Source organism: Paracoccus litorisediminis (assembly GCF_009711205.1).
GTDB classification, from domain to species: domain Bacteria; phylum Pseudomonadota; class Alphaproteobacteria; order Rhodobacterales; family Rhodobacteraceae; genus Paracoccus; species Paracoccus litorisediminis.
The window spans coordinates 1-12,117 of the sequence record NZ_WMIG01000020.1 but is presented as its reverse complement, the minus strand read 5'-3'; the positions used below and the strand labels follow the sequence as shown (position 1 = coordinate 12,117).

Below are 12,117 nucleotides of genomic sequence, written 5' to 3'. Positions count from 1 at the left end.
GTGTTGAGGAAGTTGATGCAATCCAGAGCGGGTAACCGCAATCAGGCCTTCTATCACTCTTGATGCCGATTGAACATCGGGCTGGGTCTCTTGCATCAAGAAGCACAACAGCCACCCGATGCATCCCGATCAACCAAGCATGATGAATGTCCGGACGTCCTTCGTCCCAAACCACCCACACCAACGCTATGCAGACAATTTCCACCCCAAAACTGAAAGTGCCTACGAGAACGCCATAACCCGGTTCAATCTCGGAACCCTTCATCAAAATCCGCCGCATTCCGGTAATAGATGAGCTGCGGCGCAGGGGTCGTCAGAAACGACCAGACCTCCGAAGCATTAAGGCCGATGACGAGAACCTCGTTCGAGGTGAAATTTTCGGTGAACTCCGGTGCAAAACCCTCGAGCCAGATCATACTGCTTATACTGATCTCCTGGCTTGCAATGATACGGCACATACCGCAGCCTCCCTGATATAATGCCAATCACCCTTAGTGACATCTGACATTCCCATGGCTGATATCAAGGCTTTCGATCTGAACCTCCTGCGAACCCTTGATGCGCTGCTGGAGACCCGCTCCGTGACCCGCTCCGCAGATCGGTTGGGGGTAACCCAGCCCGCGGTCAGCGGCATGCTGGCCCGCCTGCGTGAGGCCTTAGATGATCCGCTGTTCATCCGCACCCAACGGGGCATTTTGCCAACACCGCGGGCCGAGGCTTTGGCCGGGCCTCTAAAAGCCGCGCTGGCACAGGTCGAGGCGCTGCTAGAACCCGAGGTTTTCGATCCGGCCCGAGCCGCGCTGACGTTGAGGATCGCCGCGACCGATTACGCCCAACGTGTTGTGGTCTTGCCATTTCTGGATGCCCTGCGTCGAGAAGCGCCCAGTGTTCGGCTGTCCGTGCGCCCAGTTGCCGCTGACTTTCCTCAGCAACTCGCCGAGGGTGATCTGGACCTGGCACTCGTCACGTCGGACATCTCGCCCGAGAACCTGCGCGCACGCGGACTTTTCTATGAAAACTACGTAACGATCCTGCGCGAGGGCCACCCGGCAGCATCACGGTCGCTGGATCTGGACAGCTTCTGCGCATTGGATCACGCGATCATGTCGCATGACGGAACGGAGCTTCGTGGGGCCACGGACGATGCACTTGAAAGGGTAGGGCGGAAGCGGAACGTCGTTATCAGCCTGCCAGGATTTGCGGTGCTGATCGATCTGATCCGTCGCTCGGACATGATTGCGATGATCCCGCGGCGGCTTCTAGCGGGAGAGGGGGGTATCGTCCTGTGTGAGCCGCCCGTGCCGCTGGACGGCTTTCGCAAAATTCTGGTCTGGCATGAGCGGTTGCAACATGACCCTGCGCAAGCCTGGTTGCGTCAGCGCCTCGCTGACAGTGTCATTGACTAGCTTGTGGTTCGACCTCATCCGCAAATCAGGGGATAGGCGCGGTTATACGCTGTCTTCCACCTGAAGCGGTTCGCGCCAGCCATAGCCTTGCGCCAGCGTCAGGCAGGCCTCAATCGGCTCCATCGCGCCATAGGTATCAACCGACCGCAATGAGGCCGCCGCCGAGGAATGGGCATAGGTCAGGCATTCACCAAGATCGCGCCCGCGATGCAGCCCGCAAAAAAAACCCGCCGCAAAGGCGTCGCCCGCGCCATTGGTCCCGGCGACGGCCGACTTCGGCACAAGGGCCGAGGGTTGCGATGCGACCGTACCGTCGCGCGTAACCGCGACCGCGCCTTGCGGGAAGTGAACCACGACCAGCGACATTGCACCCAATTCCAGCGCGCGCCGCGCGGCGCGCAGCACCGCCGGCACCAAGGTAGCGCCATCCGGCAAGGTCTCGATCCCGGTCAGCGCGCCGATCTCGTAGTCGTTGACCACAAGGTAATCCAGATGCCGCAGGCAAGGCAGGACCAGCGCCTGCAACGCGTCGCGCTCAATGGTCATGACCTCGAGGTTCGTGCGCAGACCGGCGTCGCGTGCCTTGCGTAACACGCTGACCCAGCCATTCGCATCGCCCCGCCAAGGCGTATCCATCAGCGCATGGGTGCCGGGTAGACCCAGATGCAGCATGAAGGCGCGCGAGTCCCGGAAATCGAAATGATCGGGGGTCAGGTGGTCGCTGGATTCGGCCTGAAACAGGTGCGTGCGGCGGCCGTTGTCCCGCGCGGTAAAGGCCATGGTGCGATGGGTCTGCACCGCAGGATCGACGTGAAACCGCGCGTCGATCCCGTGTTCCTGTGCGATGGCCCGCAGCAGCGCGCCATCGCTGTCATCCCCACACAATGCAATGGTCGAGACCGGGATCTCGGGCGCCAGCCGGCGCATGTCGACCGCAAAATTGCAGCCCGATCCACCGCCTTGTCGGCTGCCCGAGAGGATACGGGTCGCCGTCTCCTCTCGGGGCCAGTGGGGCAGGGTCATGTTGTAGTCGACACACCAGGTGCCGCCGGTGACGAACCCGTTCCGTTCCATTAATGCATTCCGTGATTGGGCCGTGATTGGGGGTCAGGCGGCAGCTTTTAGAACCGCCTCGGTGATCTGGGCATCCTCGTCCAGCGCGCGCGTGGGCGTGATGCCTTGCCGTTCGAGAGCACCGTGATATTCGCGCACAGCCTGTTCGGAATTCAGATCGCCATCCGCCACGGCCCGCATCATCCGCACAATTTCCAGCGGGTCATCAGCCAGATTGATCTTGCGCCCGAACAGCGCGACACGGGCACCGTAACGCTCGATCTGGGCGATCAGCTCAAGGCAGTCGCGCGTGGTGCCCGCGCCGCCACCAAGGATGCCGACGACGACCGAGGGGTCATAGCTGGCCAGTTCCTCCAGCGCTGCCGGGCCATTATAGGGGATCTTCAGGAATTCGGGCCGCTCACGGGTGCTCAGACCGGCCAGACAGCGGATCATCGCGTCATTGACGAAGGCCGGGATATCCTCGGGGGCAAGGCCGACCGGGGCATTGGGGTTGAAGACTTCAAGGAAGTATTTGAAATTGTTATGTAATGCATCCTCACGAAAGGCCGCGAACTCATCCAAAGCGAAGTAATCCGCGTCCAGATCATTGTTGAAGGTGATCGAATACAGGCCCAGATCCGTTCCCAACGCCTTTGCCACCGCCGGATTGGCGGTGCGGAAGGGGCGGGCCGGTTCCTTCGCATAGGTCGCACCACGGAACACCCAGCAATCGGTCGCGTCATTGGCACGGATCACCGGCTTGACCCGGCTGTTGCTGTAAACGCCGCGTTCGTTCAGCGCCTCAAGGTTCGACACCGAGGTCAGCATGATATCGACGATATCCTGTTCGACGATCTGCTGAATCTTGTCGAGGAACTCGGCACGGGTCCGATAGCGCGTCCATGTCCCGTCCTTCGCCCGGTTCGGCCCCGAGGAGTTGATCGACGGCCCCATATCGCCGTCCTTGGCATCGGCGATGATGAAATCGCCCTTGGCATATTTTCCCGCCCGGATGCGTCCGAGCTTCTCGTCCATTCTGTACATCAGGTTCTCCATTGGTCTCATTCGGTGGGAGGGGCCATCGCGCCGGTCATGATGGCGACGGCGTCGGACATGCTGATCTGGTCGGGGCGAACTTGCGCGATGCGGCGGCCCAGCCGGTGGATATGCACCCGGTCGGCGATCTCGAAGACATGCGGCATGTTGTGGCTGATCAGCACGACCGAGATGCCGCGACGGCGCACGTCCAAAATCAGGTCCAGCACCTTGCGACTTTCCTTGACCCCCAAAGCGGCGGTCGGCTCATCAAGGATGATGACGCGCGAGCCAAAGGCGCAGGCCCGTGCCACGGCCACGCCCTGCCGCTGGCCGCCGGACAGGGTCTCGACGACCTGATCGATGTTCTGGATGGTGGCAAGGCCCAGCTCGCTTAGATGCTTGCGCGCCTCGGCCCGCATCCGGGTGCGGTCCAGCGCCCGCAGCCAGCGGCCGCGAAAGCCGGGCTTGCGGTATTCGCGGCCCAGAAACAGGTTGTCTACGATGGTCAGGGCAGGGGCCATGGCAAGGGTCTGGAACACCGTCTCGATGCCCTTGGCGCGGGCCTCCATGGGGTTGGCGAAACGGACCTGTTCGCCGCCCAGCCAGATCTCGCCGCTGTCCGGCCGGACCGCACCGGCCAAGGCCGCGATCATCGAGGATTTGCCTGCGCCATTGTCGCCGATCACGCCCAGAATCTCGCCGGGATACAGGTCGAAATCGGCCCCATCCATGGCGACGACGCGACCGTAAGCCTTGCGCAGATCGCGGGCGGCAAGGATCGGCTGGCGCGTATTCGGATCGCTCAATTCGAGATCCTCCGCAGCCATTGGTCGAAACCGACGGCCATGATGATCAGGCACCCGATCGAGAACTCCTGCCACAGCACGTCAAGACCCGCCAAGGCCAGTCCGTTGCGGAAAAAGCCCACGATCAGTGCCCCGATCAGCGTGCCGATGATCGAGCCGCGCCCGCCAAACAGCGAGGTGCCGCCAATCACCACGGCGGTGATGCTGTCTAGATTGGCCGAGCCGCCGCCCAGCGGGCTGACCGCGCCGATCCGCCCGATCAGCACCCAGCCCGCCAGCCCGCAGATCACCCCGGCCAGCAGATAGACCGAGAACAGCACGCGTTGGGTGCTGATGCCGGACAGGCGCGCGGCCTCGGGGTCGTTGCCCACGGCATAGATGTGGCGACCGTATGCGGTGCGGTTCAGCATATACCATAGTAAAGCCGCCAGCCCCAGCATCAGCACTGAGCCCAGCGTCAGCCGCCATGCCCCGAATTGCAGCGCGGTCCCGGTCCATTGCAGGATCGCCGCCTCGGCCGCGATTTCCTGCTGGCGGATGGTCTGGCCACGCGACCAGAACTGCACGAAGGCGTTGAAGATGCTCCAAGTGCCCAGCGTCACGATGAAGGGTGGCAACCGCAGCCAAGTAATCAGCAGCCCGTTCAGCGCCCCGCAGGCCCCGCCAACCGCGATCCCTGCCAGCAGCGCGATTTCCGGGGGCAGGCCCAAGGTCAGCGCCATCTGGCCCATAGCGACGGAACTCAGCACCATGATCGCGCCGACGGACAGATCGATCCCCGCCGTCAGGATGATCAGCGTCTGCGCCAGTGCCAGCATGCCGATGACCGTGACCTGTTGCAGCACCAGCGACAGATTGAACGGGTGAAAGAAGCGCTTGCCGACGATCAGCGAAAAGATCGCCAGCCCGATGATCAGCACCAGAAACGGGATGATCGTCGGATTGCCGTGCAGGAAATTGATCACGCGACGGCCAAAGCCCGCATGTTCCGAGAAATGTGGCGTGTCGTCAGACGACATCCGTCACCCCCGTGCGTTCATGGATGAGAGGGGCGGCCCACCTGTCCAGCGGGCCGCGAACCGGGTTTCAGCCCCAGCAAAGCTTCAGGGCTTCGGCGCTGGTGATCGATTCCAGCCCTTCGACGGGCTTGTCGGTCACCAGCTTGACGCCGGTATTGGTAAAGGTCAGCCCCTCGGACGGGGCGGGCACGGTGCCCTTCTTGGCATGTTCGACGATCGCCTCGACGCCCAATGAGGCCATCAGCAGCGGGAATTGCATCGAGGTCGCGCCGATCACGCCGTCGGCCACGTTCTTGACCCCCGGACAGCCACCATCGACCGAGGTGACCAGAACCGAGCCATCGCCCTTGCCCGCAGCCTTCAGCGCCTCCCACGCGCCGGCGGCGGTGGGCTCGTTGATGGTATAGACCACGTTCACGTCGAAGTTCTTTTGCAGCAGGTTCTCCATGCCGCTGCGGCCGCCGACCTCAGAGCCTTCGCCCATTTCATGGCCGACGATGCGCGGGTCGTCTTCGTCGCCGCGTCGCGCCGCGTCCTTGATGTCGATGCCGAAGCCTTTCATGAAGCCCTGATCGCGGGCCACATCGACGGTCGGCTGGCTTTCATGCGCGTCGATAAAGGCGACATGGGCCTTGGCAGCGGCCTCATCGCCCATGGTGCGACGCGCCCATTCGCCGATCAGTTCGCCCGCATGGAAGTTGTCGGTGGCAAAGGTCGCCTGCGCGGCCTCCATCGGTTCCAGCGGCGTGTCCAGCGCGATGACCAGAATGCCCGCATCCTTGGCCTTCTGGATCGTCGGCACGATGGCCTTGGTGTCGGAAGCGACGATCAGGATGCCCTTGGCCCCCGCCGCGATCAGGTTTTCGACAGCTTGAACCTGCGTGTCATTGTCGCCGTCGAATTTCCCGGCAAAGGCCTGAAACTTCACCCCCAGTTCCTGCGCCTTGGCCGAGGCGCCCTCGCGCATCTTGACGAAGAAGGGGTTGGTGTCGGTCTTGGTGATCAGGCCGACAAGGATGTCGTCCTGAGCTTGGGCAGTAGAGACGCCGAGACAAAGCGCCGCCATGGCCGCGCCGCAGGCGAGCCAGCTTCTTTTGCTCATCATTTCCTCCCTTTATGCGCGCTCCTCCACGCATGGGACCAGTGAACGGGTGTGGACAGGTTCTGTCAATTAAAACATTGAAAGCCGATCTTTTGCCCAATATTATGCAGAAGCAGGATCGCAATGCCGCAATGCGGAAAGCCAAGGAAATCATGCGGAAAGACGCCGCTTCGACAATTTATCATCTTGTCCGCAGCGGGCAGGCCCAGACCCAGCGCGACATCGAACAGGAAACCGGCCTGTCGCGCGGCACCGCCACGCAAAGAATCACCGAACTTCTGGAGGCTGGCTTGCTGACCGAGGGACCCAGCCGTCCCTCGGCCGGGGGCAGGCCTGCGCGAGGTTTTGCGATAAATCCCGATTATCGCAATCTGGTCGGCGTCGATATGGGCGAAAGGCTGGGTCGGGCCTGCCTGTTCGACCTGTCGGGGCAGATCCTTGACCAATGCAGCTTCGATCTGGACCTGCGCGCCGATCCGCAGGTGACGTTGGCGCAGATTGCCGGGGCTGCCGCCGATCTGGATCGTTCCAGCGCGCGCACCGCCCCGGTCGCGGCGCTGGGACTGTCGGTGCCCGCGCCGCTGGATGTGGCGACGGGCAGGGTCGCCATGCCCTCGGTCATGTATGGCTGGGACAATCTGGATATCCGCGAGGCGCTCGGCCGGATGACCGGCCTGCCGGTCGCGGTGGACAATGACGTGAACCTGCTGTGTCTGGCCGAACATCGGCTGAACTGGCCCCAATGCCGGAACTTCGCCTTCATCAAGATCGGCACCGGTATCGGCTGCGGCATCATGGTGGGGGGGGCGCTGCTGCGCGGAGCCTCGGGGACGGCGGGCGATCTGGGCCATATCCAGCACGGGCTGCAACCCGCTCCTTTGTGCCGTTGCGGCAAGCAAGGCTGCACCGAGGCCCATGCCGCAGGCTGGGCGCTGGCCCGCGATCTGCGCGGGCAGGGGTTCGACTGTCAGGACGCCCGCGACGTGATGGAACTGTGGCTGCGCGGCGAACCCGAGGCACTTCAGGCGCTGAACCGGGGCAGCCGCGTTCTGGGCAAGGTCAGCGCCGATCTGGTCGCCATGCTCAACCCCGAGGTGCTGGTGATCGGCGGTCAACTGGCCCGTGCCGGCGAGGCGATGCTGGCCGGGGTGCGAGAGCTGATCTACCAGCGCTGCCTGCCCTTGGCCACGCAGCAGCTGACCATCGCTTTGGCCAGCAATACCGAGGATCTGGGCGTGCGCGGCGCGGCCTTCCTTGCCATGGAGCAAATCCCGATCCAGCCCGCTTGACCGATGACCGCCAAACCACAGGTGCTGCACCCATGATCCGCGACGATGCGACATTGCTGCCCCGGCTGATGGCGCTGGCGACCGAGGGTCGCAGGCTGGTGGCGATTGCCGGGCCGCCGGGCAGCGGCAAATCCACCCTGTGCGCGCGCCTTGCCCATGCTCTGAATGCCGCGCAGCCCGGCATCTGCGCCGTCGTGCCGATGGACGGGTTCCATTACGACGATGCGGTCCTGCGCGAGCGGGGCATGCTGGCCCGCAAGGGCGCGCCCCAGACCTTTGATGTGGGTGGGCTGCGCGCGCTTCTGACCCGCCTGCGCGCCAATCTTGAGGATGAGATCGCCGTTCCGGTCTTTGATCGCGATCTGGAAATCTCGCGCGCCGGAGGCAGGCTGATTGCGGCCTCAACGCCGCTGCTGCTGGTCGAAGGAAACTACCTGCTGCTGGACCAGCAGCCTTGGTCCGGGTTGCGCCCGATCTTTGACCTGACCATCCGTCTGGACGTCCCGCGCGCCGAACTGGAACGGCGCCTGCTATCCCGCTGGCTGGATCAGGGCATGACGCCCCCCGAGGCCCAGGCCAAGGCCTTTGGCAACGACCTGCCCAATGCCGATCTGGTGCTGGCGCATAGTCAGGTAGCGGATATCACCCTGACGCAGGGGTAAGCCAGGCGCCGCATGGCTCTGACCCGGTATTTGTGGATGCGGGATCTGGTACTGGCGTGGGCCGCAAGTTTGCGCCTGCCGCATCCCGGTGAGCATCGATCCCGTGAATTGACGGGATAACCGCAGGTGATTTGAGGATGATGCACGCGCTGCGGTAGGTTCTCGGCGGATTCCCCGCAACAGTCGAGAGCTCCGCCATGGCCACGATCATCATCACGGACGACAATGCGGGCAATGTCATTGTGAATGATGGTGACACCTATGTCATCGATCCATCGCTGTCCGAGGACGTGACCTTCGTAAATCCGGGCGGCGCGGACGTGAACTTCAACGTCCAGTTCGATGAAAGCAATCCCAATGGCATCAGCGTCGGCATCGGCGGTGATGCGGGCATGAATCCCAGCTTCTCGATCGGTTCCGGCGTGGATGCAGGCGGGGTGACCATCAATGCGGGCAACGCCGCATCATCGACGGTGAATGCCGGGGATGACAGTTCGCTGGGCTCCTATAACGGCTCGGCGGAGGGTCCAGACAACGTCTCGGCAGGCGACAATTTCAACACCGCGATCGACGTCAATCTTGGCGATGGTGAGAACAGCTTCACCACCGGCGACAACTTCAATGCCAATGGAAGCGATATCGACATCATCGGCGGCGACGATGGCAACACGGTTTCGCTGGGCGACAACAGCATCTTGGATGACGTCACCACAGGCGCGGGCGATGACAGCGTCGATCTGGGCAGCGGTTCCAGCTTTGGCGACATTCTGGCCGGGGACGGCGGCGATGCCGTGACGGTCGGGGACGCCGCGACCGGTGGCAATGTCGATCTGGGCGAGGGCGATGATGCGCTGAATCTGGGCGATCTTGGCTCTGGTGCGCTTGGCGATATCAGCGGCGGCGGCGGTGACGATACCCTGACCACCCAGACCGACCCGGATGATCTGGGCAATAGCGTCACCGATATCGAAAACGTCAACGTGGTCTGCTTTGCCCGCGGCACCGGTATCATGACCGAGCATGGCGAATGTCTGGTAGAGGACCTGAGCGTCGGGGATATGGTCCTGACCGCCGATGACTGGTTGTGTCCGATCCGCTGGATCGGCAGCCGCAAGTTGGACGCGGCCACCCTGCAGCAGAACCCCCGGCTTCTGCCCATCCGTATCGCGGCAGGGGCGCTGGGGAATGGTCGGCCAGAGCGCGATCTGCTCGTCTCGCCCCAGCATCGCATCCTTGCGCGTTCGCGGATCGCGCAGCGGATGTTCAGCGCGACCGAAGTGCTGGTCGCCGCCAAGCACCTGCTTGGGATGGAGGGAGTTTCTGTCGACGACACCGCGACCGAGGTCGAGTATTTCCACTTCCTTTTCGACAAGCATCAGGTCGTCTTTGCCAACGGCACCGAATCCGAAAGCCTGCATACCGGCCCACAAGCGCTGCTGAGCATGGACGAAGCCGCCCGCGATGAAATCCTCGGGCTGTTCCCCGAATTGGCCACGCCGGGCATCCGCGAAAGCGCCCGGAAAATCCCCGAATCCGGCCGCCGCGCCAGGCAACTGGTATCGCGCCACACGCAGCAACAACAGCCGCTGCTCGCGACCAGCACCCGACGGGACTGACCCTCGCACGACCTGCCAAGGCCCCTCGGATGAGGGGCCTTTTGCATGACGGTTGGGTCGTCGGGGCGCCAGACCATGTCGCGAGGATCCACGGGATCGCTGCTAGCGGACCTACGCCCAGCCGTTCTCGTCCCGATAGACCCGTGAAAATTCTTCAACAACAAGCTTGACAGGATCGGGCGTGGTTCGGCTATTAAGTTGTAGGAACAACCGTACAAGTTAACATGACCCAGACAGCAGAACAGATCACGGACGCCTCGCGCCTGCCTTCGGCAGAGGGGCTGCGCCGGCGTGCCCTCCGCCATCCCGGCCATTGGATCGGCGGCGCGGTCATCGTGGCTTTGCTGGCGCTGCTGGTGCGCTCGTTTGCCACCGGCAATATCCAGTGGGCGGTGGTGGGCGAGTTCCTGACCGCCCCGACCATCATCCGCGGTTTTGTCTGGACCTTGTTGATCACCGCAGCCGCGCTGGTGCTGGGGATCGTGCTGGGCTTTGTCTTCGGCATGATGCGGCTGTCGGCCAACCCGGTGATGCGGGGCACGGCGGCGCTATATGTCTGGATCTTTCGCGGCACGCCGGTGCTGCTGCAATTGCTGATCTGGTTCAACATCGCGCTGGTCTTTCCAACGCTGTACATTCCCGGCCTGATCGACGCCAAGATGGTGGCGGTGGTCACGCCCTTTGTCGCGGCGGTGATCGGCCTTGGCGTGAACGAGGGCAGCTACCTGACCGAGGTGGTGCGCGGCGGCATCCAGTCGGTCGATCGTGGCCAGGTCGAGGCGGCGCATACGCTGGGCATGACGCCGGTCCAGACCATGCGCCGGATCATCCTGCCGCAGACCATCCGCATGATCCTGCCGGTTCTGGGCAATTCAGCCGCCGGGATGCTGAAGTTCTCGTCGCTGGCGGCGACCATCTCGATGACCGAGATGCTGAACGCGGCGCAGCGGATCTATTTCATCAACGGGGCGGTGATCGAACTGCTGTTCGTCTGCGCCATCTGGTATCTGGCCGGCACCACGGTGCTGTCGGTGATCCAGTATTACCTTGAACGGCATTTCGGCCGCTCGACCGTCGTCGGGGCCAGACCCAGCCGCGGCCTGCGCAGCTTCTTCAAGACCAGGGAGGCGTGAATGACCACCGCTGTCCGCACCGTCGGCATCCGCAAATCCTATGGCACGCATGAGGTGCTGAAGGGCATCGACATCGATGTCGCGCATGGCGAGGTGCTGTGCATCCTTGGCCCCTCGGGCAGCGGCAAGTCGACCCTGCTGCGCTGCATCAACCATCTGGAAGTGCCCGATGGCGGCTATGCCTGGGTGGATGGCCAGATCATCGGCTATGCGCTGCGCGGCGATGTGCTGCAGGAATTGCCGGTGCATCAGCTGCGCCAGCAGCAGAGCCAGCTTGGCATGGTGTTCCAGCACTTCAACCTGTTCTCGCACAAGACCGTGCTGGAGAATGTCATCGAAGGCCCGGTCGTGGTGCGCCGCCAGTCGCGGGACACGGCCATCGCCAAGGCCCGTGCGCTTCTGGAGATGGTCGGCATGTCCGCCCGCGAACAGGCCTATCCGGCGCAGCTGTCGGGCGGGCAGAAGCAGCGGGTGGCGATCGCGCGGGCGCTGGCGATGGAGCCGCGCGTCATGCTGTTCGACGAACCGACCTCGGCGCTGGACCCCGAACTGGTGGGCGAGGTGCTGGAGGTGATGCGTCGCCTTGCATCTTCCGGGACGACGATGATCGTTGTCACCCATGAGATCGGCTTTGCCCGCGAGGTCGCCGACCGCGTCGTGGTGATGATCGATGGCGAGGTCCGCGAATGCGGCCCGGCCCAATCCGTGCTGTCCGACCCTGCGGACCCGCGCGTGCGCGCCTTCCTGTCCAGGTTCCTGACAGAGACCCCAACGATAACAACTTCCAACAGCGAGTGATCCCATGATGCTTTCGAAGACGGCGATTGGCCGGGCCATGCCGGCCCTGGCGCTGACCCTGGCGCTGGCCGCACCGGCCCTGGCCGAGACCGACCCCAAGGCCGCCGCGCTGCTGCCGCAGGACATTGCCTCGGCCGGCGTGCTCAAGGTGGTGACCAGCCTGGCCTATCCGCCGATGGAATTCACCGATCC

General features: G+C 63.4%; 13 protein-coding genes. 7 read left to right on the top strand and 6 right to left on the bottom strand.

What is annotated here, in order from left to right:
- Positions 1 to 245: 245 nt before the first annotated feature.
- Positions 246 to 458 (bottom strand): hypothetical protein, encoded by a 213-nt coding sequence (locus GL300_RS21365; RefSeq protein WP_155041715.1) that lies wholly within the window; start codon positions 456 to 458, stop codon positions 246 to 248.
- 54 nt (positions 459 to 512) lie between these two features.
- Between GL300_RS21365 and GL300_RS21360 the strand changes: the two genes are divergently transcribed.
- A complete protein-coding gene (locus GL300_RS21360) occupies positions 513 to 1,406 on the top strand; it encodes a LysR family transcriptional regulator (protein WP_155041714.1) in 894 nt (297 codons plus the stop codon).
- A gap of 42 nt (positions 1,407 to 1,448) precedes the next feature.
- Here the strand turns inward: GL300_RS21360 and GL300_RS21355 are convergent, their stop codons facing one another.
- From GL300_RS21355 to GL300_RS21335, 5 genes are all read right to left on the bottom strand, one after another.
- Positions 1,449 to 2,480 (bottom strand): carbohydrate kinase family protein, encoded by a 1,032-nt coding sequence (locus tag GL300_RS21355; protein WP_155041713.1) that lies wholly within the window; start codon positions 2,478 to 2,480, stop codon positions 1,449 to 1,451.
- Between the two features lie 33 nt (positions 2,481 to 2,513).
- Positions 2,514 to 3,506 (bottom strand): beta/alpha barrel domain-containing protein, encoded by a 993-nt coding sequence (locus GL300_RS21350; protein WP_155041712.1) that lies wholly within the window; start codon positions 3,504 to 3,506, stop codon positions 2,514 to 2,516.
- A 17-nt stretch (positions 3,507 to 3,523) separates the two neighbouring features.
- Positions 3,524 to 4,231, bottom strand: a complete 708-nt coding sequence (locus GL300_RS21345; protein ID WP_246195312.1) for an ATP-binding cassette domain-containing protein — start codon at positions 4,229 to 4,231, stop codon at positions 3,524 to 3,526.
- Between the two features lie 71 nt (positions 4,232 to 4,302).
- Entirely contained in the window at positions 4,303 to 5,325 is a 1,023-nt protein-coding gene (locus tag GL300_RS21340; protein ID WP_155041710.1) for an ABC transporter permease, read from the bottom strand.
- A 67-nt stretch (positions 5,326 to 5,392) separates the two neighbouring features.
- Positions 5,393 to 6,427, bottom strand: coding sequence for a sugar ABC transporter substrate-binding protein (locus GL300_RS21335; RefSeq protein WP_155041709.1), 1,035 nt, complete (start codon positions 6,425 to 6,427; stop codon positions 5,393 to 5,395).
- 152 nt (positions 6,428 to 6,579) lie between these two features.
- Between GL300_RS21335 and GL300_RS21330 the strand changes: the two genes are divergently transcribed.
- The 6 genes from GL300_RS21330 to GL300_RS21305 form a co-directional block, all read left to right on the top strand.
- Positions 6,580 to 7,716 (top strand): ROK family transcriptional regulator, encoded by a 1,137-nt coding sequence (locus tag GL300_RS21330; protein WP_170297764.1) that lies wholly within the window; start codon positions 6,580 to 6,582, stop codon positions 7,714 to 7,716.
- Positions 7,717 to 7,748: 32 nt separating this feature from the next.
- Positions 7,749 to 8,378 carry a nucleoside triphosphate hydrolase gene (locus GL300_RS21325; protein WP_155041707.1) on the top strand — a complete coding sequence of 210 codons (630 nt, stop codon included), beginning with the start codon at positions 7,749 to 7,751 and terminating at the stop codon, positions 8,376 to 8,378.
- 197 nt (positions 8,379 to 8,575) lie between these two features.
- Positions 8,576 to 9,994, top strand: coding sequence for a Hint domain-containing protein (locus GL300_RS21320; protein ID WP_246195305.1), 1,419 nt, complete (start codon positions 8,576 to 8,578; stop codon positions 9,992 to 9,994).
- A gap of 224 nt (positions 9,995 to 10,218) precedes the next feature.
- A complete protein-coding gene (locus GL300_RS21315) occupies positions 10,219 to 11,127 on the top strand; it encodes an amino acid ABC transporter permease (RefSeq protein WP_155041706.1) in 909 nt (302 codons plus the stop codon).
- Positions 11,128 to 11,925 (top strand): amino acid ABC transporter ATP-binding protein, encoded by a 798-nt coding sequence (locus tag GL300_RS21310; RefSeq protein ID WP_155041705.1) that lies wholly within the window; start codon positions 11,128 to 11,130, stop codon positions 11,923 to 11,925. It begins immediately after the preceding gene.
- Positions 11,926 to 11,929: 4 nt separating this feature from the next.
- A partial coding sequence (locus GL300_RS21305; RefSeq protein ID WP_211595299.1) for a hypothetical protein occupies positions 11,930 to 12,117 on the top strand: 188 nt, incomplete at its 3' end.